A 24193-nucleotide genomic window follows, 5' to 3' on the forward strand; every position below is an offset into this window, starting at 1 on the left:
AAAAAATATAAATAACATATTGATGTGTGAATTGCCCGTTATGGCAGTTCACACCCTCAATACTCAGATGCTACTAGTTGTTCAGATAATACTAATATTTAGATACTATTTCAGTAAAGCCAATCATAGCTAGACTAGCGATCGATCAAACTCATCACACCCTTCATGGATTCCACTAATTCAGGATCGACACTGTAATGAGAATATTCCCCTATTTCACTATTTTCGGAACTCATACTCACCCCCGCCTTACGGTAATTCATCTTAGAAGATACAATCTTGCCTGCTGAGCTATGAACCTCTGTCACACCAATCTCTAAAAACTTACTGATATTACTGGCCCGGACACCCGCTCCCGGCATAATGCTTGGCCCACGACTCGCTTGTGACAGCTCTTTTAACAAATGTAAACCCAGTTCAGCACTATTTTGCTGGCCAGACGTCAAGATACGCTTTACGCCAAGATCGGTAAGTTTTTCCAATGCGTTGAGAGGGTCACAGCACATATCAAAAGCACGGTGAAACGTGACAGCCATATTCCCTGCCAATGCCATTAGTTGCCTCATACGCAACATGTCAACCTTCCCTTCTTCGTCTAAAACACCGAAGGAAACGCCGGGAAACCCCATATCACGAATAAGGGAAACATCATTTTTCATGGCCTCAAAATCAAGTTTATCGTAACAAAAATCTCCACCTCTGGGCCGGACAATTGGATGTACAGGAATAGATAAGCATTGTAACGACTGTTGTAATGCGCCTGCGCTGGGTGTTAAGCCACCTTCTAACGGGCCTGCACTCAACTCAATTCGATCGGCCCCTGCTTCTTGTGCAACCAGAGCACAACTTATGCTATAACAGCAAATTTCTAGCTTTAACATTAAAAGCCCCTTGAATATCAATCCGCCAACACGTCATAAATAGATTCGAAATATTTCATTACCGAACTTATTAACTATGACAACTATATTTTTAAAATGGCATGTCAGAAATCACAAGATCAGAGTTTTTTACTGAAATAACACAATAAAAAAGTCACTTTTGCCAAGCACTCCGCATTTCTGTCAATGCTTCTTGATAGAAAGCGAATAATACTTGATCGAGATTACATTCTCATTTAAGGACAGTTTCTAAGTTATTTATCCTGGCAAAGGTCTATAACATATTCACCTTGACTACCTCGACGAAGAATCCACCGAAAGAGAGCCGAAAAACAAAAAGTAACCCTGCCAGCACGGGCTGACAGTAGCATGCGGGGTGTTGAATATGGTATAAACCCCGTTATTTTTTCATAACCACCCACACGCTTGAAAATGCTGCATTATAAAAATGTGTGATTTTCAGCGCGTAACTTAAGGTAACACTGTGAATATACAGGCTATTCTTTCAGAAAAAATCAGTAGTGCGCTGATTGCAGCTGGTGCTCCAGCCGATAGTGAGGCTCACGTTCGTCAATCTGCAAAAGCACAATTTGGTGACTATCAGGCAAATGGTGTCATGGCGGCAGCTAAAAAAGTAGGTATGCCCCCCCGACAACTGGCAGAAAAAGTCGTCAATTTGCTGGATCTGCAAGGAATTGCCAGCAAAGTCGAAATCGCTGGCCCCGGTTTTATCAACATTTTTCTTGATAAAGAGTGGGTTGCCACAAATACAGAAAACGCGCTGAAAGCTGAAAAACTGGGTATTTCTCCTGTAGAGCCACAAACTATCGTTATCGATTATTCTGCTCCTAATGTTGCTAAGCAGATGCACATTGGTCATATCCGCTCTACTATCATTGGTGATGCCGCCGCACGTACTCTTGAATTTCTCGGCCATAAAGTTATTCGCGCCAACCATCTTGGTGATTGGGGAACCCAATTCGGGATGCTCATCGCTTACCTGGAGAAAATGCAGAATGAAAATGCCAGCGATATGGCACTGGCTGATCTGGAAGAGTTCTATCGCGCCGCCAAGAAAAACTACGACGAAGATGAAGAATTTGCCGTTCGTGCCCGTAACTATGTAGTAAAACTGCAAGGCGGTGACGAAGATTGTCGTAACATGTGGCGTAAATTGGTTGAGATAACCATGTCACAAAATCAGGCAACCTATAATCGTCTGAATGTCACTCTGACAGAAAAAGATGTTATGGGTGAAAGCCTGTATAACGATATGCTGCCGGGGATCGTTGCTGATCTGAAACAACGTGGTATTGCTGTTGAAAGTGATGGTGCGACTGTGGTTTACCTTGATGAATTCAAGAATAAAGAAGGTGAACCAATGGGCGTTATCATCCAGAAGAAAGATGGTGGTTATCTTTACACCACTACAGATATTGCCTGTGCCAAATATCGCCATGAAGTGCTGAATGCTGATCGGGTTCTCTACTATATTGATTCACGCCAGCATCAACATCTGATGCAAGCCTGGACAATTGTGCGTAAAGCTGGCTACATCCCTGAGTCCATGTCACTGGAACACCATATGTTCGGCATGATGCTGGGTAAAGATGGAAAACCATTCAAAACTCGTGCAGGTGGTACAGTGAAATTGTCTGATTTACTGGATGAAGCCATTGAACGTGCGGATGTGCTTATCCGTGAGAAAAATCCGGATATGCCGGAAGATGAATTGAAAAAAGTTGTCGAAGCAGTAGGCATTGGCGCAGTGAAATATGCCGATCTGTCCAAAAGTCGTACCACAGACTATGTATTTGACTGGGATAATATGCTGGCCTTTGATGGCAACACCGCGCCTTATATGCAGTATGCATATACCCGCGTCTCTTCTATCTTCAAACGCGCTGAAATCGATGAAAGCAGCCTGACATTACCAGTCGTTCTGAACGAAGAGCGTGAACAAGCACTGGCTACCCGTCTGTTACAGTTTGAAGAAACCATCACTACGGTAGCCCGTGAAGGGACACCTCATGTGATGTGTGCTTATCTGTATGACCTGGCAGGCCTGTTCTCCGGTTTCTATGAACATTGCCCAATCCTGAACGCTGAAAGTGAAGCATTGCGCCAAAGCCGCCTGAAATTGGCGCTGTTGACAGCGAAGACCTTGAAACAAGGTCTCGATACTTTAGGTATCCAGACCGTAGAACGGATGTAACCACACCTTATAAAAACGGGCGTAAAAATCATTTTACGCCCGTTTTTTTCTGGCAATGTCAGATAATCACTGCAATCCCTGCTGGGCAAAATCCTTTAATCGGAACCCCATCAAAGCTAATGCAGCAAAATAGCTACCAGCTCCAGCAACGACAACTCCCATCAATCGCAACAGGCGCAATGCCATATTGCCTTGCTCCCAGGCAGGCATAATCCACAACATTGCCAGTAATACCCCCACCATCACCGCAATCGCCATTAACAGCTTAAGCAAAAATACACCCCATCCTGCTAATGGTTTAAATATTTCACGCTTACGCAATTGCCAGTAGAGCATAGCTGCATTAAAACAAGCTGCTAAACCAATGGAAAGTGCTAACCCCGCATGTCTCAGTGGACCGATAAAGGCAAGGTTCATTAGCTGAGTCAGAATCAAGGTAGCAATCGCAATCTTGACCGGCGTTTTAATATCCTGACGAGAATAAAAACCAGGGGCCAAAACTTTAACCACAATCAACCCCATTAACCCGAAGCAATAGGCAATCAGTGCCCGTTGCGTCATTTCTGCATCAAACGCGGAAAAATTACCATACTGAAAAAGTGAAACTGTCAAAGGTTCTGCCAAAATGCCCAACGCTACCGCGCAAGGAAGTGCTAAAAGAAAACAGAGACGTAATCCCCAGTCCATTAATTTTCGATACTCTTCATGGTTTCCACTGGAAAAACTTTTCGCCAGAGAAGGCAATAAAATTGTTCCCAATGCCACACCTAACACTCCAGAAGGTAATTCCATTAAACGATCAGCGTAATACATCCATGAAACAGAGCCTGAAACCAGAAACGAGGCAAAAATCGTATTGATGATCAGCGAAATCTGGCTGACTGATACCCCCAGAATGGCAGGCCCCATCTGACGGATAACCCGCCATACACTACTGTCGCGGAAAGAAACACGCGGCAATACTAACATACCTATTTTTTTCAGATGAGGAAGTTGGTATGCCAGCTGCAAAATGCCACCAGCAATAACAGCCCACCCCAAAGCCATTACTGGTGGATTACAATAAGGTGCCACAAACAGTGAAAAGACAATCATGCTGACATTCAGCAAAGTTGGTGCAAAAGCGGGAACAGAAAAACGATTCCAGGTATTGAGGATTGCCCCTGCCAAAGATGATAAAGAAATTAAGAAGATATACGGAAATGTGATTCTGAGTAAATCACGGGTTAAAACAAATTTGTCTGGTGTATCGGTAAAACCTGGAGCAGTAACATAAATAACCCAGGGTGCTGCGATCATACCAATCACTGTGACAATTGCCAGAATCAACGTCAACATACCTGAAACATAGGCAATAAACGTCCGTGTTGCTTCATCCCCCTGCTGATTTTTGTATTCGGCAAGAATAGGAACAAAAGCCTGCGAAAAAGCGCCTTCAGCAAAAATGCGACGTAACAGGTTAGGTAATTTGAAGGCAACAAAAAAAGCGTCCGTTGCCACTCCTGCGCCAAATATACGAGCAATAATGGCATCACGAATGAAGCCCAGCACGCGTGAAAACATCGTCATTGAACTGACTGCTGCCAGTGATTTTAATAAGTTCATGATATTGTTTAATAAGTATATTTCTATGACATGAGAATGAAAGCGTAAAGTAATTCCACCAGACATGCTCAACATGGCAAAGAATATGATCTGATGAGATAGCACTGATAGGCAAAGTTTAACAGACAAAAACTCTGTCTACATTGGCTATCTCTTTTTTATTAATTATTTTTATTCCTGCAAACTCAGAAAATAACCCGTCATCTTTTTCACCAGTTATCATCAGTTAATGCGGTCAGGACATGATCTTGCCAGACTCCATCGATCATTAGGTATTTCCGGGCATATCCCTCCCGCTCAAAATTCAGTTTTTTGAGCAAGTTTCCACTTCTATGATTATGCGGCATATAGTTGGCCATAATTCGGTGCATTTTCTGATGACGCTGCATGTAACGGATGGCAGGTTGTAACGCTTCATACATTAACCCCTGCCCTTGTCGTTTTTCTGCCAAAGAGTAGCCAAGATAACAAGAATGGAATGCACCACGTACAACATTAGTGAAATTTGCCACTCCGATAATTTCACGTTCATCAGGATCTAACAGCACAAAATTGAATACCGTATTTTGCCGTTGTAATTCTGCAATATAACTCAGTCTGTTTGTCCAGCCAGAAGGCTGGTAAAAACTGCTATCCCTTGTTGGTTCCCACGGTTTAAGAAAATCTTTATTTTCTGAATAATATTCAGCCAAACGATAAGCATCACGCTCATATACCAGACGAACAACCATCCTATCTGTAATAAAACGAACTTTAGGCGATGTAGACCGATAACCAAACATGCCTTCTCCTGATATTTATTTTGCAAAAACTCTGAATAATTTACGTTAATAAAAAGTAATATTATCGTCTCACGATAAAAAAATATCATCTATAAATCCTCTATCCTAAAGATAAAATTACGTCCAGAATGATAGAAATTTCATTCTTTATTCCCTCATATCTCAATGGTGCGAAATGTCATCGGTTTCACAAGCCCGTAGTTTAGGAAAATATTTTCTGTTATTTGATAATTTACTGGTCGTTTTAGGTTTTTTCGTTGTTTTTCCATTAATTTCTATTCGTTTTGTCGAACAATTAGGTTGGGCAGCTGTCATTGTTGGTTTCGCATTGGGGCTTCGCCAACTCATTCAACAAGGATTAGGGATTTTTGGTGGCGCCATTGCTGATAGGTTTGGTGCCAAACCGATGATTGTCACCGGTATGTTACTACGTGCATCAGGTTTTGCCCTGATGGCTATGGCCTCTGAACCGGTGATACTAATACTTTCCTGTGCCTTATCTGCTCTGGGCGGAACACTGTTCGATCCACCAAGAGCTGCCCTGGTGATAAAACTGACCCGCCCTCATGAGCGTGGGCGCTTTTATTCACTATTGTTAATGCAGGACAGCGCAGGGGCTGTGATTGGTGCACTAATAGGAAGCTGGTTATTACAATACAACTTCAATATCGTGTGCTGGATCGGAGCCGGAGTTTTTGTTTTGGCAGCAATAGCTAATGCCTGGTTATTGCCGGCATATCGTATTTCAACAATTCGATCTCCTATCAAAGAAGGCATGATAAGGGTCATTAAAGATCGACGATTTTTTTATTATGTACTGACCCTAACGGGATACTTTATTTTGTCAGTACAAGTCATGTTGATGTTCCCGATTGTTATCCATGAAATTTCCGGTAGTCATACTGCCGTTAAGTGGATGTATGCTATTGAAGCCGCCATTTCTCTGACATTGCTTTACCCTATCGCACGTTGGAGCGAAAAATATTTCCGGCTGGAACAACGCCTGATGATGGGTTTGTTTTTGATGAGCTTCTGCATGTTTCCAATCGGTTGGATCGACCAATTACATCTTCTGTTTGCTCTGATTGCCTTGTTTTATTTAGGCACAGTCACAGCAGAGCCTGCCCGTGAAATACTCAGCGCAGGGCTGGCTGATCCCAGAGCACGCGGCAGCTACATGGGATTCAGCCGATTAGGACTGGCTCTGGGTGGCGTATTCGGTTACACCGGTGGTGGCTGGCTTTATGATACAGGTCATGCTTTAAACATGCCTCAATTGCCCTGGATCTTTTTGGGATTGATCGGCTTACTCACCATTTATGCTCTTCACCGCCAATTTAATCAGAAAAAAATTGAGCCAGTCACCATTAGTAGACATTAATGGTATAAGTAATGGTGTAAAATCTGCCCATTGAAAATAAAGGAGACAACATGAAAAAATTTTTATTAGGGGCAGCATTAGTGCTGGTTGGTTTACTCAGTGGCTGTGATCAATTTAAGGACATCAGTATCAATGAAGGTCTGCTCAATGATTATCTATTAAAAAAAGTACATTATCAGAAAGAAATCAGTATTCCTGGAATAACAATTGCTAATATTAGCCTGGGAAATTTAACCAGCCAGATAGGCCGTCAGGATCCGGAAAAAATTGAACTAACCAGTCAGGCAAAAGTTGACATTGCAACAATATTTGGGTCTATGCAAGCTGATATGAAACTGACTCTCAGCGCTAAACCTGTATTTGATGCAGAAAAAGGTGCTATTTTTGTTAAGAGGCTGGAAATCGTGGATTATCAGACAACACCTGAAAAAGCGGCAAAACCTATCAAGACATTGATACCCTACCTGAACACTTCGTTAAGTGAATTTTTTGATACTCATCCGGTTTATGTTTTGAATCCAGAAAAAAGTAAGGCTGAAGCTGCTGCTGCAAAATTTGCCAAAGGATTGGAAATTAAACCGGGTAAACTGGTTATCGGGCTAACTGATAAATAATTTTAATTGTCGTTAAAATAATAAGGGGCAAATTATAATAAATAATCTGCCCCTTATTTTAGCGATAATTCACTCAATTGTCGCCTTAAATGGAATCAACAAAGTCACAACATCACTCAGACTCTAATTCTTCACGTAATACCTGCAATGCCTCACGGCTAATAATAGCCAGAGTTCGATAAAAACCACTGGTGGCATGTGCTTCAACTTTTCCAAGAAATTGCCCACACCATGGCAATAGATATTCATCAAACAATATTATCTGAGCCTGAACTTCATCTTCTGCCGCCTGATCTTCCAACCATGATGCTGCCAACAATAAAGAACCAAACTGATCTACCGCAGTATCCGATAATGGCATTCCCCGCGCTATCAGGAATTGACGTACTTCATGTTCCGTTCCGTCAGTATAGTCAGAGCGACAAATAGCAACCTTAGCCGACTCTCCTACAAACAAAACCTGATAGTCAGACTCTATTACGGACAATTCGCAATTTTGTTGTAAGCGATCCAACAGCGCATTCTGCTCTAAAGGCCATGCTTGTTTTAACTTTCCTTCAGCAACCATAGTCATCAAAGGTTGTAACAATGGATCCTGTGGTGCCCGATTAAACAGCGTACCCAGTATACGGCAAATAATAGAAAATTCGTTCATGACTTAATTCAATCCCAACAACTTAAAATAAAGCTACAACTTGAAAGATAATGGGGATATTGTCCCTAATCCTCAGCCATGCTGTAAAGCTGCTTATTAATATCCAAGTGACATATCCACAAGGCCAGTTGGTGTTTCCCCTTGTTCTATTCGTTGGATATTTTCACTAATGATATCCATCGCCAGTTCAGGAATGGTCGTTGCGGCAATATGCGGCGTAATATTGATACGAGGATGAGTCCAGAATGGATGCATATTTGATAAAGGCTCTTCTGCAAACACATCAAGCGTTGCACCTGCGATATATCCTTTATCAATGGCAGTCAGGAGATCTTGCTCAACCAGGTGAGAACCTCTTGCTATATTAATGACATACGCTGCCTTTTTTAACTGACTAAATGACGATAGGCTTAAAATTCCACGGGTTTCAGGTGTATTAGGAAGAAGATTAATCAACACATTACAGCCAGAAAGAAATTCACCTAATTGTTCTTTTCCATAAAAACTTTCAACATTATCAAATTTTTTTGCTGTCTTACTCCAGCAACGCACAGTGAAATCAAACTCCATCAACTTCCCGATCACACTACTCCCCAGTACTCCTGCACCTAATACCCCAATAACGAATTCTTTCCGGTTGTGAGGAAGTAGTGGCTGCCAAATGCGCTGCTCCTGATACCGTTTATACTCATCCATTCGGCGGAAATAGTATAAAACTGAACTAATGGCATATTCCTGCATCTGACGACCCATGCCGGTATCTTCGAGACGAATCAATGGAACCTTAGCGGGTAACATGCCTGGATTGCCTAACTCCTGCTGGAGAATGGAATCAACACCAGCACCCAACGCAAATATTCCTTTGAGATTTTTACGATTCGCTAACATTTCATAGGGAGGGTGCCAAACAAGAGCATAATCAGCCGGAGCATGATCTCCACTGACCCAGTTTCTCACTTTGGCATTAGGTAAACGTTTTTCTATTCCTTGGATCCACTCATCGGCATCAAATGAAGGGCTAAAAAAAATGATGTTCATATAATCTCATTCCTTTATTGTTTTTTGATAGATTTAACCGATTGCTGAAAGGTTAAATAAAAAGAAAAAATACCCAAATTTCACGCCAATCTTCCATAATTATTCACTATCGTGTTGAATTTTCTGGATTGATATTTTTACTTATTTTCGTACATTTAAGGTTATTTTTAAATTAGCTGCTCCCTGACAACTATGGCCTACTATAATATAGAAAAACGAGTATAGAAAAACGCCCACATGCAGATGGCACTATACGTTTCGGTTGCACTGTTAGCATCAAACCTGGTGGTAGATATATTGACAGAGTGAACCGCCCATTCAGAAAACAGTTTCATGCCAGAACACCCAGTCCACGGCGTTAAGGTGTTTCGCAACTCCACGAGCCTCTGAGTAATTAGAGGCTCACTGACGCTGTGTTTTGATATTGTCCTGCAACCCCAAGATTATTTGCTCTGAGGTTGCCAGCCACAACTTAGTTATACGGATGTATCCACTATTGTAATGTTTACCAGGCAATCAAATTGTTTTTTATTTGTCTAATCAGTCAAAAAGCCTGAAAAAATCGTGACAAGTCTGTTGACGCCTGTACTGCTTTTCCCTATAGTAGCGCCCCGTTGCAGCGACGAATACAGAAAGAATCCCTGTAACAACAAAATATGGTGAGGTGTCCGAGTGGTTGAAGGAGCACGCCTGGAAAGTGTGTATACGTGAAAACGTATCGAGGGTTCGAATCCCTCCCTCACCGCCATATTTTGAAAAATTAAAAACACGGTGAGGTGTCCGAGTGGCTGAAGGAGCACGCCTGGAAAGTGTGTATACGCGAAAGTGTATCGAGGGTTCGAATCCCTCCCTCACCGCCAATTCTTTAAGAAAGCCTGATTGTCCTCACCAAACCAGTTTAGTCATCTTCTCCCGCCGGGCCAATTTCTCATCTTTAATCGTTCATCGCGACATAGATCACTTTTTACGAACAATTTTCTAATAAACAATTTAATTAAAAATATTGGTGCTCATTTTATTTTTTCACCATCTATTGCCTTCGACATTCGACCAACCTCTTTTATCATTACCTTTATTTCCTAACGTTAAGGAGTTATGTATGTCCTCTGTCGTGTTACCTCGTATTATGGAAATAGGTGGTGGGACTATCATCAATCTTCCAAAAATTCTGCAAAGTATCCGCAGTAAAAAGCCGCTGATTGTGACAGACAAAATGATGGTTCAGTTAGGTTATCTCGATAAACTGCAATCTATCCTGCAAGAAGCTGGTATTGAAAGTGATGTCTATGCTGACACAATACCTGAACCTACTTCTGCCTCTATTCAGGCCGGGATTGAAAAGGTAAAAAGTGGTTTGTTTGACGCCGTTATTGCACTTGGTGGAGGAAGCCCGATTGACAGTGCAAAGGCCATCGCCGTGATTGGTAAATTTGGCGGAACAATCAACGAATATCGTTTCCCCCGCCAATTCAATGAACAGGGGTTGCCTGTGATTGCCATTCCGACAACGGCGGGAACAGGTTCAGAATGTACTCGCTTCACAATTATTACTGATGAAAAAACCGATGAAAAATTGCTTTGCATAGGTACAGGATTCATGCCGGTGGCCGCTATTATCGACTATGAGTTGACTATCAGTGTTCCGGCAAGAACAACGGCAGATACCGGCATTGATGCAATGACTCATGCCATTGAAGCCTATGTTAGCCGGAAAGCCAATCTCTATTCCGATAGCCAGGCTATTGCTGCCATGAAACTCATCGGCCCCAACCTGCGCAAGGTGTATCATAACGGCAATAATAAAGCTGCCCGTGAGGCAATGATACTGGGTTCAACTCTGGCAGGCATTGCATTTTCTAACTCTTCTGTTGCACTTGTACACGGTATGAGCCGCCCTATCGGAGCTTTTTTCCATGTTCCACATGGCTTATCCAATGCCATGCTACTTCCTGCCGTTACCCGTTTTTCTTTAGATGCAGCCAAAGAGCGTTATGCCGAATGCGCACGCGCACTAACTTTTGCAAAACTCACAGACAGTGACGATGTAGCTGGTGAAAAACTTCTGACAACTTTAGCCGACTTAAATAAAGAGTTTTCTGTGCCGACGCCAGAGCAATTTGGTATTAATAAAACACGTTTCTTTGAGGTTGTGGAAATAATGGCAAAACAGGCTGAAGCCTCTGGTTCACCAGGTAATAATCCGCGTATTCCAACCATTGCGGAAATGGTAGCCATTTATAAGCAAATGTGGAATTAATAGCCTGATTATTATGGAAAAATAATACCCTGTTAATCCAGGGTATTGCTCAGAACCTGCATTACTTAACCTCCTTATATCCCTGTTTCCCAATTGTGGAACAGGTTTCTTCACCAGAGTCAGAACTTCCGGTTCACCAGGATGCCTGATTTCGATGACAGCCATACTTTCAGGCAATAAATCTGTTGTCATATCATTTCCGCCCTTCACAAGCTAACTCCATTAGTTAAGAGATAGATACATTTTTCTCAAACACTTTTTTGCTTATCTTTATAATAAGGAACAAATAGATTCAGCGTTCCTCCCCAAAAAATACCATCTGACAAACCACTGGCAAAGCCAAACAGCAAATTAAAACTCAAAGAATGCATTAAAATAGGATGGATAGCTATCGTAGCGGAAAGAACGAATTTGACACAAAAAATAATAAGGATCAAAATCAGAGTTAAAGGTGTGCCTTGACGAATAATTAAATCACTTTCAGGTTTTTGTCTTAATCGTGGCTGAGAATTCCATAATTTCCAGCCTATCGCAATACCTGCCAATATACCCACAATAAGTGCCAGTAATGCAGAAACCTGAAAAACTGTTTCATGCAATACGCTGTAAACTGCCCAGATAAAAAACAATATAGGTAATAAAAACAAACGACTGGGATGCATTTCTCTGTCGTCTAATGCCTTAATTCCACGAAGAACCAAAAAGACAAATAAGACCCAAACCCATGCAGGGGTGTTTTTTATAACCATCAAGATCGACATGCTTTTCACCTTTCTCATATTTTCTTAAATTTTAAAAATTACAGCTTTGCTGGCTATATCTTAAAATCTATTGGTATAAAAAAATAAAGAGCCTAATACTATAGGCTCTTATTATAATTGTTCCTAAATGGATCTTCTATTTTTGCGTATTTTTAACCGTTATACTTAAATCATTCCTAATCCAAAGGACATACCCGAATAATATGACCATCTGGATCTTGCACAAGAAACGTTCGGCCATACACCTCGGTATGAGGTTCTTGTAAGATTTTAATTGCAGGTTCCTGTTTCCATTCCTCAAACAGCCTATCGATATCTCCACTGTTTGGTAACATAATACCGATTTCAGAAAATCTTGGAATTGCAAGATCTGGTTTTGTTCCTCCTGACCAAATAGCAAACAGCGCTTCTCCGTCAACAGGGAATGCCACATAGCGTGAGCTTACAAATATTGGTTCAGTATTAAAGATCATTTTATAAAACGCGGTTGAACGCTCAATATCAGTAACATAAACAAGCTGAAGATTAGGTTTAGCAGATATAGCCACCATATTACCCCCTACATTCATATTATTAAATACATTTTTTATCAATATTCAGATGAAACACTGATATCTCTTTTATAATTTTTCCCTAGCGGTTCATATTTCTTATTTATTCAACAACTGCTTTCAATCTTAATATTGTTTCAACTAAATCATGTGTAACTTGTTTAAACAGATCCTGAGACTGAATAACAGGAGTATTTACATCAGGCTCAAATGATACCGTCACATTAATACGGCGCGCTATTTTGTTCTCATCAATAATAATTTGATGACAAAACGTTAATGTTCCTATGTTCGGCAAACTGACCTGATCAGTAAATTCCTTATTTATTTCAACCCTTAAAAGATAGAAACGGATCTCTGGCATACCATTTAAGACCATTCTGCCGTATTGTCCGGTTTTTATTTCACCTTCAAATTGAAAAGATGCAAGATCAATTTCCCATTTTCTCCGTAAGTTAAAATCAACATAATGAGACCAGATATGGGACGGATCAGCATTTACAGAGGTAGAAAAAGCCAGGGTTAACATAAAATATCTCCAACTATTCTATTGAACGTATTACTTAGAATAGTTGTAAAATATCAACACCAAGTGACAGTTTTTGTCAGTAGCCTTTCTGGTTAGCCAGTTATTTTTTCAAGTTCCCGCCACTCCTTAAGTAAAGATTGCCTTGAACGGGGATAACACTGCTTCTCCACCTTCAGACTTATTATCCTGTCTGACCTGAAATGACGGAATGCCTCTCGTAATTCACACCAACCAATCACAATACTGATATTTTCAAAGTACCCCAACGCGAATGGCCAAATCGTTCTTTCAGACTCATTACCTTTTAGATCTAAATAAACGAAGGTAACTTTAAGTCTGGTACGGATCGCTTGCCTTATAGACTGGATATCGATTACGGGTTGAATAGCTGTTGCAGCAGGCCCAATTAATAAGGAATTGTTCTCCAAAAGTTGCTTCAATTCTGTTGGGATAACAGCCGCAATTTTACTGACAACGCTGTTTGCCGATTCTCTTAATTGTGGATCTGCACGCTTGGCCACCCAATTGGCGCCTAATGCCAGTGCTTCTATTTCATTTTGAGTAAACATGAGTGGCGGTAAGACAAAACCCGGTCTTAAGACATAGCCTATTCCCGGCTCACCTTCGATAATCGCGCCTTGTTCCTGCAAAGTCGCAATATCCCGATAAAGTGTCCTTAAACTAATGTTCATTTTTTGTGCCAATACTTTCCCCTGCACAGGAAAATGATAACTGCGTAACATTTCCATTAGAGATAACAAACGCTGTGCTCTGGACAATTCACCATTCCTATTTAATTTATTCAAAATAACCCAATAAATCATAAGCCAATTACTGAAATTGACTCAACTGAAACTCTGAAAGCATAATAACCCTGCTTAAACATAACGGCCGACAAGTTGTACACCGAAATGATGCGCCGGCAAAGGGGCATTATGATCGACAGAAGCTGCGGCTTCTCTGCCAAGAGCATAGCGCTTGTGGACTACAAGCATTAAGCTCAGGATTAAGTCGTTCAATACAAGTAACAACCGCTTCCACAAGTTCCATGGGTGTTACCTCCTCCTTCACCAGCCTGGCTAAATCAAGCGCATCCGACTCCGTGCAGGTGTTAATAAGACTTTCAGTTACAGCCATACTCCCTCCTATCCAATAGAGACAAGTCTACTTGTAATACTTATCGCTTTACCTGTTTCATATTATATTGGTCTATACTTTTTATTTTCCGGGTTGCAATTTTATGGATTATATCTTGTAATTTATAGATATATTCAACCAAATTTATATATGAATTATAAATAAAGACCTTTTCAGCCGATTCAGGCTAAAACTATCTTGTTTATTGTCAATGGCGGGCTGAAAGGGCATGAGATGACTTATTTTTATAATTATATTTTCCCGCACATAAATATTTGACATTATACTTTATATTAATAAGACTAACGGTTTTACCTCTAAAGGATTTAGGGAATAATGACTATATATGATTTAAAACCCCGTTTTCAGAACTTGTTGCGCCCTATCGTCATTCAACTTCATCAGCGAGGATACACAGCCAATCAGGTCACATTAGCTGCGCTGTTTTTGTCAATTTTTGTTGGTTTGTTATTAAGTTTATTTCCCTCTCCTCATCTCTATTGGATTCTGCCTATTTTTCTTTTTATTCGTATGGCACTGAATGCCATTGATGGTATGTTGGCGCGGGAACACAACCAAAAATCTCATTTGGGAGCTATTTATAACGAATTGGGGGATGTCATTTCTGATGTTGCTCTTTATCTCCCTTTTTGTTTTTTACCTCATATCAACAACATCAGTTTGCTGCTTATTCTGTTTCTTACCATTCTGACTGAATTTATCGGCATTTTAGCGCAAACAATCGGCGCATCACGGCGTTATGACGGCCCGATGGGGAAAAGTGACCGGGCTTTTGTCTTTGGGGTTTATGGATTGGTTATTGCAATTTTTCCTTCAGCTTTAAACTGGAGCAGTTATTTGTTGCCTATTGTAGCCATTTTACTCTTGATAACGTGCTATAACCGGGTTGTCAGAGCACTAAATGAAATCAGGCTGATTGAGCAATCACAATCCAAATAGGCATTCATATGTAACTAAGTATATGACCACCGCCGTGAATAGTAGATTCACGGCTCATCTCGTTGATACAACAAGCCATAATCCCATTTTTGATTAAATGTTTCTTTATTATAGAATTAAAGGTTTTAAATACTCTATCCCATACTGAAAATATAAAAGCCTAGTTTGTATTATTATTTTCAGGTGATTTATCAGGATGAATTTCATACTCAATAAATGAACAATCATAAAAATACTGAACACATTTTTTCACTGTGAAATTATAAAAAAACACCATTCATTTGATTTTTATTGATTCAACACTAACCTATCAGGTAACTTTTTGACGTATAACACCTTTATCAGACGATGAAAGCGCTATCCTTGTACTAATTACTTATTTTAGTCCACTGTGTGGGCAGCTTATTTTTAGGTCTTATATTAAATGAATACTCATAAAATTAAAGGGATACGATTATTTAGTGCGTTTATTGACTCCTGTTGGAAGGAATCTTACTCCTTTTCCCGTTTTATCAAAGATGCTATTGCCGGGATCACTGTTGGTGTTATTGCCATTCCTCTGGCAATGGCTCTGGCAATAGGGAGTGGAGTTGCGCCTCAATATGGGCTGTATACAGCCGCCATCGCGGGTATGGTTATTGCTATTACAGGTGGTTCACGTTATAGCGTTTCCGGACCAACAGCTGCTTTTGTAGTCATTCTTTATCCTGTATCACAACAATTTGGTTTGAGCGGCTTGCTGATAGCAACACTTATGTCTGGTGTTATCCTGATTGTTATGGGATTAGCACGTTTGGGTCGGCTTATTGAGTACATCCCTCTGTCCGTCACACTTGGATTTACTTCTGGTATTGCTATCACTATCGCTACAATGCAGATACAAAATTTCTTTGGACTGCAACTTACACATGTTCCCGAAAATTATATTGATAAAATTATTGCTCTCTCTCAATCCCTCCCTTCATTTCAGTTGAGTGATACGCTTATTGGCCTGACCACTCTTCTGATACTGATTTTCTGGCCTAAATTGGGAATCAAATTACCGGGTCACTTACCTGCTCTGGTTGCCGGCGTCACTATAATGGGAGTCATGCACTTATTAGGGCATGATGTTGCCACTATCGGTTCTTCGTTTAGTTACACACTGGAAGATGGAACACAAGGTCAGGGTATTCCACCAATCCTTCCTCAATTTATACTGCCCTGGAATCTACCCTCATCAAATTCTTCCGGTATTAGCTGGAATACCGTCTCTGCATTACTGCCCGCTGCCTTTTCAATGGCTATGTTAGGTGCTATTGAATCATTATTATGTGCAGTCATTCTTGACGGCATGACAGGGAAAAAACATCATTCCAACAGCGAGCTACTTGGACAAGGATTAGGTAATATTGTTGCACCTTTTTTTGGAGGCATTACTGCAACTGCGGCTATTGCCCGCTCAGCCGCCAACGTGCGTGCAGGTGCAACCTCCCCTATTGCCACAGTCATTCACTCTTTACTGGTATTATTAGCACTGTTATTTTTGGCCCCAATGCTCTCATACTTACCTTTAGCGGCAATGTCTGCGATTTTACTGATCGTGGCCTGGAATATGAGTGAAGCTCACAAGGTCGTGGATTTAGTTCGTCATGCCCCCAGAGATGACATCATTGTGATGCTGCTGTGTCTGTCATTAACTGTGTTGTTTGATATGGTGATAGCTATTACTATTGGCATCGTTCTGGCATCACTTCTGTTTATGCGCAAAATTGCCAACATGACCCGAATTAGTACCTCAGCAATGACGAATACTGAACAAGGATTATTAGTTGTCCGGATTAACGGCCCTCTTTTCTTCGCTGCTGCCGAGCGCATTTTTACTGAATTGAAAGAAAAAAGTGCAGAATATCAGATCATTATTATGCAGTGGGATGCTGTTCCCGTTCTGGATGCCGGCGGGCTACATGCTTTTCAGGGTTTTGTGCGCGAAATGGCGAAAGGACAAAAGCACGTTGTAGTCTGTGACATTCCTTTCCAACCCTTGAAAACACTGGCAAGAGCAAAAATCGTCCCCATTGAGGGACAACTTAGTTTTAATGCTACCTTACCTAAGGCATTAAAAGAGATGAAGTTTAATTATTCCCCTGAAATTTGTATTTCAGCAGAAAAAGCCAGCCATTGTTAAGATTCTCCTGGCTTATCCAAATAGGCATCAAACTGATTCCGGTGTAATGAAGGAGAGAACGACGAAAATATCACCTTCCTGCACCGGAACAACGTCACCATGGTCGGGTCCGCCACAGCCCCCGAACCACGTTTTTTACGGGGTTGTCCATGGCAGATTTACTGGCATTCATTGCTTTAGCAGTTTAAATTATCTGGGATGATAACAATCTTGACAATTACCGTTTAGGAACTATCTTTAATAATACACCGTCATTTCGCACCTCATCCATAATTTATTGCTCTCGTAAGGATCTACGTGTGCAAAATACATATAAACACTTAGAGATCGAAATATTACAGATATAGCTGCGAAATATCGGATGTAAAGTTTCTATTTTTCATTATTAAGGGAAACATCATGGAAAGAACATTTTATAACAATTCAGAAGTAGATATGTTAATATATCTTGGTGCAACTGACATAGATTCGTCCGGTATAGTTCACGAGTCAGAAATCGCCAGAAAGTATATCACCCCTAAGCAAAATGTATCTCTATATGTTACAGGAGGCTATATATCACGATTTGATGTTATTATAGAACGAGGAGGAAAGCAACCAGGAAATTTATTTAGTATGGCTTTAAGAGTTCTGGAGCAAGAACAGAAAATAGCTGTTTTTTTTAAATATGAAAAATTCGTTCTTAATTTTAATAGAATAAATGAAACGGATCCAAATTCACCTGAATCTTTTCAATTCTCTATAATTCCGATGATTTAGTCACAATATAATATCGCTTAACATAACTAACCAGGGGATTATCAAATGAACATGAATATTGTTCCTCCTCCTCCTTCTCCTTTTCCTAAACAAACAATTAAGTATGATCCTAACAAATACATATTTAACCGTACTGAATTCGATTTTCACGTGTCTGTATACCTTTACTTCGATGGTAAGATACCATTCGCAACAAAATATATAGAAGCTGGTTCGTTTGATCACTTTGATACTCCAGGTATTCCTATATTAACTGGCATAAGATTTCAAAGTGTCACAAATGCAGTACAACTGCAATATATTGCGCTATCTAATAAAGCAAAAGATCTTATGTCTCATTTTGAAAAACGAATAATTTATCTTAATCAAGGAAAAGATGTTGAATTTTATTTTTATTTAACAAGTGCTGGATTTCCAAATGATCAAGGTTAATATTATTTACGTTTTTTAATCGTTAAGCATTAATTAACGCTAGTCTATCCAAGGTAAAGCTAGCATATTGATATCATAACCAGGAATATATTTACATTAACATAAATTTCTTAACCATATAATGGAGTGATGAATCATTCATCGCTCCATATTATGCAGTGGGATGCTGTTCCCGTTCTGGATGCCGGCGGGCTACATGCTTTTCAGGGTTTTGTGCGCGAAATGGCGAAAGGACAGAAGCACGTTGTAGTCTGTGACATTCCTTTCCAACCATTGAAAACACTGGCAAGAGCAAAAATCGTATCACCTTCCTGCACCGGAACAACGTCACCATGGTCGGGTCCGCCACAGCCCCCGAACCACGTTTTTTACGGGGTTGTCCATGGCAGATTTACTGGCATTCATTGCTTTAGCAGTTTAAATTATCTGGGATGATAACAATCTTGACAATTACCGTTTATAAACTATCTTTAATAATACACCGTTATTTCGCATCTCATCCATAATTTATTGCTCTCGTAAGAATCTACGTGTGCAAAATACATATAAACACTTAGAGATCGAAATATTACAGATAGATATAGCTGCGAAATATCGGATGTAAAGTTTCTATTTTTCATTATTAAGGGAAACATCATGGAAAGAACATTTTATAACAATTCAGAAGTAGGTATGTTAATATATCTTGGTGCAGTTAACATAGATCCGTTTGGTATAGTTAACGAGTCAGAAATCGCCAGAAAGTATATCGACCCTAAGCAAAATGTATCTATAGATATTACAGGAAGCTATATATCGCGATTTGATGTTATTATAGAACGAGGAGGAGAGCAACCAGGAAATTTATTTAGTATGGCTTTAAGAGTTCTGGAGCAAGACCAGAAAATAGCTGCTTTTTTTAAATATGAAAAATTCGTTCTTAATTTTAATAGAATAAATGAAACGGATCCAAATTCACCTGAATCTTTTCAGTTTTCTATGATTCCGGTGATTTAGTCACAATATAATATCGCTTAGCATAACTAACCAGGGGATTATCAAATGAATATTCTTCCTTCTCTTCCTCCTTTGCCTCATGATAAACCTGATGTGTATGATCCTTACAAAAACATATATAACGCTACTGAATTCAATTTTCACGTGTCTATATACCTTTACTTCGATGATAAGAAACCATTCGCAACAAAATATGTAGAAGCTAATTCGTGGGGGTACTTTGATATTTCAGGTATTCCTATATTAACTGGCATAAAATTTCAAAGTGTTACAAATGCAGTACAACTGCAATATATTGCGCGATCTAATACAGCAAAAGATCTTATGTCTCATTTTGAAAAACGAATAATTGTTCTTCATCAAGGAAAAGACGTTGAATTTTATTTTTATTTAACAAGTAAGTAAGGGTTTAACAAATGATCAAGGTTAATATTATTTACGTTTTTTAATCGTTAAGCATTAATTAACGCTAGTCTATCCAAGGTAAAACCAGCATATTGATATCATAACCAGTAACATATTAACATTAACATAAATTTCTTAACAATATAATGGAGTGATGAATCATTCATCGCTCCATTATAATAAAAAATCAATAAGATGGCTTTCAAACTGCAATTTGAAAAACAACGGATATACAAAAGCGGTTACAATAATTGATTATCTGTAACCGCATATTACTCAATATTTCAATCGATTAAATTATTACTTACTGGTATCCAATTCCGGGAAACTTTTTACTACATCATCAATTGCTTTCATCTGCATCAAGAATGGCTCCAGTTTTGCCAATGGTAATGCAGATGGGCCATCACATTTTGCGTTTTCCGGTTGCGGATGTGCTTCAAGGAACAAACCAGCAATGCCCACTGCCATTCCCGCACGAGCCAGTTCAGAAACCTGCCCGCGGCGGCCACCGGAAGCTGCACCGAATGGATCGCGGCACTGCAATGAATGTGTTACATCAAAAATCACGGGTGAACCATTGGTTGTTTGTTTCATCACACCAAAACCCAACATATCAACAACTAAATTATCATAACCGAAGTTACTACCACGGTCACACAGGATCACCTGTTCATTACCACCTTCTTTGAATTTTTCCACGATATTGCCCATTTGCCCCGGACTCACAAACTGTGGTTTTTTAACATTAATCACAGCTCCGGTTTTCGCCATTGCTTCAACCATATCAGTCTGACGGGCAAGGAAAGCCGGAAGCTGGATAACATCAACCACTTCAGCCACAGGTTGAGCTTGTGCAGGTTCATGCACATCAGTGATGATTTTTACACCGAAAGTCTGTTTCAGTTCCTGAAAGATTTTCATTCCCTCTTCCAGACCAGGGCCACGATAAGAGTGGATAGAAGAACGGTTAGCCTTATCAAAAGATGCTTTGAAAACATAAGGAATGCCCAGTTTTTGTGTCACTGTGACATAGTGCTCACAAATCTGCATGGCCAAATCCCGTGACTCAAGAACGTTCATGCCACCAAACAATACAAATGGCAGATTATTTGCGACCTTAATATCACCAATATTAACCACTTTCTGTTGCATGCTTATACCTGCTGTTGTTAGGAAAAATTGTTAAGCGCAAATAAATTTGCTGTATTAATAAAACATAAAATCAGGCGCAGACATTTCGTCATCGCACGATAAGTGCTATTTAATCAAATACTTTAATGCAGTACTATTGGCGGCTGCTCTATAGAGTTAATCTGCATTTTTATCATCTCTGAGATTGGATCTTCAGGGCAATGCTCCACAAAGTAGTTCAAATCCGAAACAGCGATATGATTACAATCGAGCTGAGCATAAATAAGCCCACGATCACGGATTTCATACGGATCATCAGGGTCAAACATCAATACGACCTCACTGGCTTTGAGTGCCAGTTCCATCTTTTTCTCTTCCATTAAAGAAACTTTAATCGTATCTGTAATTTTGCGCACGATGCTGCTGTTATCCGCTTCCTGCAAATCTTTCTTTTCCAAACGAACAGTTGGGCCAATGTTACCTTTCAACCAGACATCAAGGGTATGCTCATTGAGAGTTTCCCCATTCATGGGATTAATGAACCACGTAGGTTGATCAGGCAAATCAATGCGTAATATCAATTGTGTTGGAAATATCACCGGCTGTACAGGCATTGCCAATACCTGAGCAATATGAGCAAACAGTGTACCTAATGCAACCGGAGCACCTTGACGTGAATGAAGTACACTATCCAGCCATAAAGTATCCGATAGACAGTACACCCCATTTGCCCCACCAAATTTCCATTCCCGATAAAAAAGTATCAGCAATGATTGCAATTTTGCCTTGGTATCATTGACTAAAGAAAGTGCCTGCCGTGCTTCTTCAACCAACACGGTTAACTGCTCCGCCACTGAGGTTTGTGGGAAATCAGGGCGAATAGACTTTGTAACCAAAATAATACCATCAATCAGAGGAGCATTATTGAATTCATAATTAGCTATGGGGTTCATTTTTATTCCATCGACCTACTGTGATACGTTCATTACCACCATAATCTTGAAAAGTCGCTATCTGATGATAACCCTTCTCTAAAAACAGGTTCCTAACAACAGCTCCCTGTTTCCAGCCATGTTCCAATAACAGCCATCCATTCGGTAATAAAAAATGGCGGGCTTGTTCCACAATTGCCTTTAAATCTGCCAGGCCATTGTGGGCAGCAATCAATGCAGTAGCCGGTTCAAACCTGACATCGCCCTCTTGCAGATGAGGGTCATTCTCGTCTATATACGGAGGATTACTGACAATCATATCAAATTGTCTGTTACCCACAGCAGAAAACCACTCACTTTGTAAAAAATTCACATTGTGAATTACGAGTTGTGAGACAATTTCCCCTGTATTAATTTTTTCCACATTATATTTCGCCAGTGCGACTGCCTCAGGATTGATATCAACCCCTGTCACATGGCAATCACGTCTCTCACTTGCTAATGCCAGAGCAATTGCCCCCGTTCCTGTCCCAAGATCCAGAATTTTTGCGGGCGTTTCCGGCAACAACTCCAGCGCTTTTTCAACCAGGCACTCAGTATCAGGGCGTGGGATCAGAGTTGCTGATGATACGGCAAGCGGCAATGACCAGAACTCTTTTTCGCCCACAATATAAGCAATTGGCTCACCTTGCATACGGCGAGCCAATAAATCATCAAGCCTGTGAGATTCTTCCTCTGAAATGGAAGTTTCACTGAAAGCAATCAGATAAGTGCGAGAACGCCCTGTCACGTATCCCAACAGGATTTCCGCATCACGTTTAGGGCTGTCACTATCAGGCAAGTTATCAGACAACTGAGCCGCTGCGTATTGTAGCCAATGTTGATAATTCATTAATCCTGCTCTGACTGTTATTCCTGTTCTGACAGGGCAGATAACTGATCGGCCTGATATTCGGTAACGATTGGCTGGATTAACATATCCAGTTTACCCTCCATAACTTCATCAAGACGGTATAACGTCAAGTTGATGCGATGATCAGTAACTCGTCCCTGCGGAAAGTTATAAGTGCGGTTACGATCTGAACGGTCACCAGAACCAAGAAGATTACGACGTTCTGAGGCTTCTGCTTCTTGACGTTTCTGTGCCTCAGCGGCACGAATGCGAGCAGCCAGTACAGACAGAGCTTTAGCCTTGTTTTTGTGCTGTGAGCGCTCATCCTGACATTCCACCACAATCCCGGTCGGAATATGGGTAATCCGAATAGCTGAATCGGTGGTATTAACGTGCTGCCCTCCGGCACCAGAAGAGCGGTAAGTATCAATTTTTAAATCACTGGGGCTGATTTCCGGCAATTCAGCTTCCGGAATTTCCGGCAGAACTGCAACAGTACAGGCAGAAGTATGAATACGACCCTGAGATTCCGTTTCCGGTACACGCTGAACACGGTGCCCACCTGATTCAAATTTCAAATGACCATAAACCTGATCTCCTGAAACTTTCGCAATGATCTCTTTGTAACCACCGTGCTCACCTTCATTGGCACTCATAATTTCTACTTTCCAACGACGGGCTTCAGCATAGCGGCTATACATGCGGAACAGATCTCCTGCAAAGATTGCAGCTTCATCACCACCTGTTCCTGCACGGACTTCAAGAAAACAGTTTCGTTCATCATCTGGATCTTTGGGTAACAGCAATAACTGTAGCTGCTGCTCCAGCTCTTCATTACGAACTTTTGCGTCCTTGAGTTCTTCCTGCGCCATTTCCCGCATTTCGGGGTCATCAAGCATCATCTCAGCAGTCTGTATATCATCCTGAATCGTTTTCCAGACTTTAAAACAGCTAGTTACATCAGTAAGTTGAGCATATTCCTTTGATAATGCGCGAAAACGCTCTTGATCAGCGATCACATCGGCATCACCGAGATGAGCCAAAACTTCTTCATGGCGTTCTTGCAATGCTTCCAGTTTAGAGACAATAGAAGGCTTCATTCGTAATATC

23 protein-coding genes, 2 tRNA genes and 1 pseudogene are annotated in these 24193 nt (G+C 40.6%); 13 read left to right on the forward strand and 13 right to left on the reverse strand.

Annotated features, from left to right (window positions below; translation table 11 throughout):
* Nucleotides 1-134: 134 nt before the first annotated feature.
* Nucleotides 135-881, reverse strand: a complete 747-nt coding sequence (gene cutC / locus BDD26_RS16100) for a copper homeostasis protein CutC (protein WP_115827115.1) — start codon at nt 879-881, stop codon at nt 135-137.
* 484 nt (nt 882-1365) lie between these two features.
* Here cutC and argS point away from each other — a divergent pair, with 484 nt between their 5' ends.
* A complete protein-coding gene (gene argS, locus BDD26_RS16105; RefSeq protein ID WP_115827116.1) occupies nt 1366-3096 on the forward strand; it encodes an arginine--tRNA ligase in 1731 nt (576 codons plus the stop codon).
* A 66-nt stretch (nt 3097-3162) separates the two neighbouring features.
* Here argS and murJ read toward each other — a convergent pair whose 3' ends face one another.
* Both murJ and rimJ read right to left on the reverse strand, forming a co-directional pair.
* A complete protein-coding gene (gene murJ, locus BDD26_RS16110; protein WP_038269403.1) occupies nt 3163-4701 on the reverse strand; it encodes a murein biosynthesis integral membrane protein MurJ in 1539 nt (512 codons plus the stop codon).
* A 209-nt stretch (nt 4702-4910) separates the two neighbouring features.
* The gene (gene rimJ, locus BDD26_RS16115; protein WP_038269361.1) at nt 4911-5483 is read right to left on the reverse strand and encodes a ribosomal protein S5-alanine N-acetyltransferase; all 573 of its coding nucleotides are present in this window, start codon (nt 5481-5483) and stop codon (nt 4911-4913) included.
* Between the two features lie 175 nt (nt 5484-5658).
* Here rimJ and mdtH point away from each other — a divergent pair, with 175 nt between their 5' ends.
* Together mdtH and BDD26_RS16125 are read left to right on the forward strand one after the other, a co-directional pair.
* Complete coding sequence (gene mdtH, locus BDD26_RS16120; protein ID WP_038269359.1) at nt 5659-6864, forward strand: multidrug efflux MFS transporter MdtH; 1206 nt, start codon at nt 5659-5661, stop codon at nt 6862-6864.
* 50 nt (nt 6865-6914) lie between these two features.
* Nucleotides 6915-7478, forward strand: coding sequence for a lipoprotein (locus BDD26_RS16125; RefSeq protein WP_038269358.1), 564 nt, complete (start codon nt 6915-6917; stop codon nt 7476-7478).
* Between the two features lie 112 nt (nt 7479-7590).
* On the opposite strand, the gene BDD26_RS16130 is transcribed toward BDD26_RS16125, so the two are convergent.
* Complete coding sequence (locus BDD26_RS16130; protein ID WP_115827117.1) at nt 7591-8133, reverse strand: TorD/DmsD family molecular chaperone; 543 nt, start codon at nt 8131-8133, stop codon at nt 7591-7593.
* A 96-nt stretch (nt 8134-8229) separates the two neighbouring features.
* Entirely contained in the window at nt 8230-9171 is a 942-nt protein-coding gene (ghrA, locus tag BDD26_RS16135) for a glyoxylate/hydroxypyruvate reductase GhrA (RefSeq protein WP_115827118.1), read from the reverse strand.
* A gap of 658 nt (nt 9172-9829) precedes the next feature.
* On the opposite strand from ghrA, the gene BDD26_RS16140 reads away from it, so the two are divergent.
* From BDD26_RS16140 to BDD26_RS16150, 3 genes are all read left to right on the forward strand, one after another.
* Nucleotides 9830-9919: transfer RNA gene (locus BDD26_RS16140), tRNA-Ser, on the forward strand.
* A gap of 22 nt (nt 9920-9941) precedes the next feature.
* Nucleotides 9942-10031, forward strand: a tRNA-Ser gene (locus tag BDD26_RS16145).
* A gap of 239 nt (nt 10032-10270) precedes the next feature.
* On the forward strand, nt 10271-11428 hold the full coding sequence (locus BDD26_RS16150; protein WP_115827119.1) for an iron-containing alcohol dehydrogenase: 1158 nt from the start codon (nt 10271-10273) through the stop codon (nt 11426-11428).
* A 248-nt stretch (nt 11429-11676) separates the two neighbouring features.
* Here the strand turns inward: BDD26_RS16150 and BDD26_RS16155 are convergent, their stop codons facing one another.
* From BDD26_RS16155 to BDD26_RS16170, 4 genes are all read right to left on the reverse strand, one after another.
* Complete coding sequence (locus BDD26_RS16155) at nt 11677-12189, reverse strand: DUF6622 family protein (protein ID WP_038269353.1); 513 nt, start codon at nt 12187-12189, stop codon at nt 11677-11679.
* Between the two features lie 176 nt (nt 12190-12365).
* Entirely contained in the window at nt 12366-12740 is a 375-nt protein-coding gene (locus tag BDD26_RS16160) for a VOC family protein (RefSeq protein ID WP_038269352.1), read from the reverse strand.
* A gap of 103 nt (nt 12741-12843) precedes the next feature.
* Complete coding sequence (locus BDD26_RS16165; RefSeq protein WP_115827120.1) at nt 12844-13269, reverse strand: SRPBCC family protein; 426 nt, start codon at nt 13267-13269, stop codon at nt 12844-12846.
* Nucleotides 13270-13361: 92 nt separating this feature from the next.
* The gene (locus tag BDD26_RS16170; protein WP_115827578.1) at nt 13362-14048 is read right to left on the reverse strand and encodes a helix-turn-helix transcriptional regulator; all 687 of its coding nucleotides are present in this window, start codon (nt 14046-14048) and stop codon (nt 13362-13364) included.
* Between the two features lie 694 nt (nt 14049-14742).
* On the opposite strand from BDD26_RS16170, the gene BDD26_RS16175 reads away from it, so the two are divergent.
* The 7 genes and pseudogenes from BDD26_RS16175 to BDD26_RS16205 all read left to right on the forward strand — a co-directional run bounded on the left by BDD26_RS16175 (nt 14743) and on the right by BDD26_RS16205 (nt 20125).
* On the forward strand, nt 14743-15366 hold the full coding sequence (locus BDD26_RS16175) for a CDP-alcohol phosphatidyltransferase family protein (RefSeq protein WP_038264223.1): 624 nt from the start codon (nt 14743-14745) through the stop codon (nt 15364-15366).
* 424 nt (nt 15367-15790) lie between these two features.
* A complete protein-coding gene (dauA, locus tag BDD26_RS16180; RefSeq protein WP_115827121.1) occupies nt 15791-17533 on the forward strand; it encodes a C4-dicarboxylic acid transporter DauA in 1743 nt (580 codons plus the stop codon).
* Between the two features lie 399 nt (nt 17534-17932).
* Entirely contained in the window at nt 17933-18292 is a 360-nt protein-coding gene (locus BDD26_RS16185) for a hypothetical protein (RefSeq protein WP_099119416.1), read from the forward strand.
* A 45-nt stretch (nt 18293-18337) separates the two neighbouring features.
* Nucleotides 18338-18724 carry a hypothetical protein gene (locus BDD26_RS16190; protein ID WP_115827122.1) on the forward strand — a complete coding sequence of 129 codons (387 nt, stop codon included), beginning with the start codon at nt 18338-18340 and terminating at the stop codon, nt 18722-18724.
* 150 nt (nt 18725-18874) lie between these two features.
* A pseudogene (locus BDD26_RS20880) lies at nt 18875-19024 on the forward strand (STAS domain-containing protein); the annotation flags it as partial.
* 336 nt (nt 19025-19360) lie between these two features.
* Complete coding sequence (locus tag BDD26_RS16200; RefSeq protein WP_115827124.1) at nt 19361-19720, forward strand: hypothetical protein; 360 nt, start codon at nt 19361-19363, stop codon at nt 19718-19720.
* 45 nt (nt 19721-19765) lie between these two features.
* Entirely contained in the window at nt 19766-20125 is a 360-nt protein-coding gene (locus tag BDD26_RS16205) for a hypothetical protein (protein ID WP_038267367.1), read from the forward strand.
* Between the two features lie 300 nt (nt 20126-20425).
* Here BDD26_RS16205 and kdsA read toward each other — a convergent pair whose 3' ends face one another.
* From kdsA to prfA, 4 genes are all read right to left on the reverse strand, one after another.
* Nucleotides 20426-21280: a 3-deoxy-8-phosphooctulonate synthase gene (gene kdsA / locus BDD26_RS16210; protein ID WP_038262709.1), complete on the reverse strand. Its 855-nt coding sequence runs from the start codon at nt 21278-21280 to the stop codon at nt 20426-20428.
* 122 nt (nt 21281-21402) lie between these two features.
* On the reverse strand, nt 21403-22212 hold the full coding sequence (gene sirB1 / locus BDD26_RS16215; RefSeq protein ID WP_038262706.1) for an invasion regulator SirB1: 810 nt from the start codon (nt 22210-22212) through the stop codon (nt 21403-21405).
* Nucleotides 22196-23083 (reverse strand): peptide chain release factor N(5)-glutamine methyltransferase, encoded by an 888-nt coding sequence (prmC, locus tag BDD26_RS16220; protein WP_115827125.1) that lies wholly within the window; start codon nt 23081-23083, stop codon nt 22196-22198. Before prmC ends, sirB1 begins: the two co-directional genes overlap by 17 nt.
* 17 nt (nt 23084-23100) lie before the next feature.
* On the reverse strand, nt 23101-24183 hold the full coding sequence (gene prfA / locus BDD26_RS16225; RefSeq protein WP_038262700.1) for a peptide chain release factor 1: 1083 nt from the start codon (nt 24181-24183) through the stop codon (nt 23101-23103).
* Between the last annotated feature and the right edge of the window lie 10 nt (nt 24184-24193).

It is taken from the genome of Xenorhabdus cabanillasii, from assembly GCF_003386665.1.
Classification (GTDB): Bacteria; Pseudomonadota; Gammaproteobacteria; order Enterobacterales; family Enterobacteriaceae; genus Xenorhabdus; species Xenorhabdus cabanillasii.

What these genes read in the sequence shown, in the direction of transcription:
- cutC (WP_115827115.1), bottom strand. Translation starts at nt 881, where the DNA reads ATGTTAAAGCTAGAAATTTGCTGTTATAGCATAAGTTGTGCTCTGGTT.
- murJ (WP_038269403.1), bottom strand. Translation starts at nt 4,701, where the DNA reads ATGAACTTATTAAAATCACTGGCAGCAGTCAGTTCAATGACGATGTTT.
- rimJ (WP_038269361.1), bottom strand. Translation starts at nt 5,483, where the DNA reads ATGTTTGGTTATCGGTCTACATCGCCTAAAGTTCGTTTTATTACAGAT.
- mdtH (WP_038269359.1), top strand. Translation starts at nt 5,659, where the DNA reads ATGTCATCGGTTTCACAAGCCCGTAGTTTAGGAAAATATTTTCTGTTA.
- BDD26_RS16125 (WP_038269358.1), top strand. Translation starts at nt 6,915, where the DNA reads ATGAAAAAATTTTTATTAGGGGCAGCATTAGTGCTGGTTGGTTTACTC.
- BDD26_RS16130 (WP_115827117.1), bottom strand. Translation starts at nt 8,133, where the DNA reads ATGAACGAATTTTCTATTATTTGCCGTATACTGGGTACGCTGTTTAAT.
- ghrA (WP_115827118.1), bottom strand. Translation starts at nt 9,171, where the DNA reads ATGAACATCATTTTTTTTAGCCCTTCATTTGATGCCGATGAGTGGATC.
- BDD26_RS16150 (WP_115827119.1), top strand. Translation starts at nt 10,271, where the DNA reads ATGTCCTCTGTCGTGTTACCTCGTATTATGGAAATAGGTGGTGGGACT.
- BDD26_RS16155 (WP_038269353.1), bottom strand. Translation starts at nt 12,189, where the DNA reads ATGTCGATCTTGATGGTTATAAAAAACACCCCTGCATGGGTTTGGGTC.
- BDD26_RS16160 (WP_038269352.1), bottom strand. Translation starts at nt 12,740, where the DNA reads ATGGTGGCTATATCTGCTAAACCTAATCTTCAGCTTGTTTATGTTACT.
- BDD26_RS16165 (WP_115827120.1), bottom strand. Translation starts at nt 13,269, where the DNA reads ATGTTAACCCTGGCTTTTTCTACCTCTGTAAATGCTGATCCGTCCCAT.
- BDD26_RS16175 (WP_038264223.1), top strand. Translation starts at nt 14,743, where the DNA reads ATGACTATATATGATTTAAAACCCCGTTTTCAGAACTTGTTGCGCCCT.
- dauA (WP_115827121.1), top strand. Translation starts at nt 15,791, where the DNA reads ATGAATACTCATAAAATTAAAGGGATACGATTATTTAGTGCGTTTATT.
- BDD26_RS16185 (WP_099119416.1), top strand. Translation starts at nt 17,933, where the DNA reads ATGGAAAGAACATTTTATAACAATTCAGAAGTAGATATGTTAATATAT.
- BDD26_RS16190 (WP_115827122.1), top strand. Translation starts at nt 18,338, where the DNA reads ATGAACATGAATATTGTTCCTCCTCCTCCTTCTCCTTTTCCTAAACAA.
- BDD26_RS16200 (WP_115827124.1), top strand. Translation starts at nt 19,361, where the DNA reads ATGGAAAGAACATTTTATAACAATTCAGAAGTAGGTATGTTAATATAT.
- BDD26_RS16205 (WP_038267367.1), top strand. Translation starts at nt 19,766, where the DNA reads ATGAATATTCTTCCTTCTCTTCCTCCTTTGCCTCATGATAAACCTGAT.
- kdsA (WP_038262709.1), bottom strand. Translation starts at nt 21,280, where the DNA reads ATGCAACAGAAAGTGGTTAATATTGGTGATATTAAGGTCGCAAATAAT.
- sirB1 (WP_038262706.1), bottom strand. Translation starts at nt 22,212, where the DNA reads ATGAACCCCATAGCTAATTATGAATTCAATAATGCTCCTCTGATTGAT.
- prmC (WP_115827125.1), bottom strand. Translation starts at nt 23,083, where the DNA reads ATGAATTATCAACATTGGCTACAATACGCAGCGGCTCAGTTGTCTGAT.
- prfA (WP_038262700.1), bottom strand. Translation starts at nt 24,183, where the DNA reads ATGAAGCCTTCTATTGTCTCTAAACTGGAAGCATTGCAAGAACGCCAT.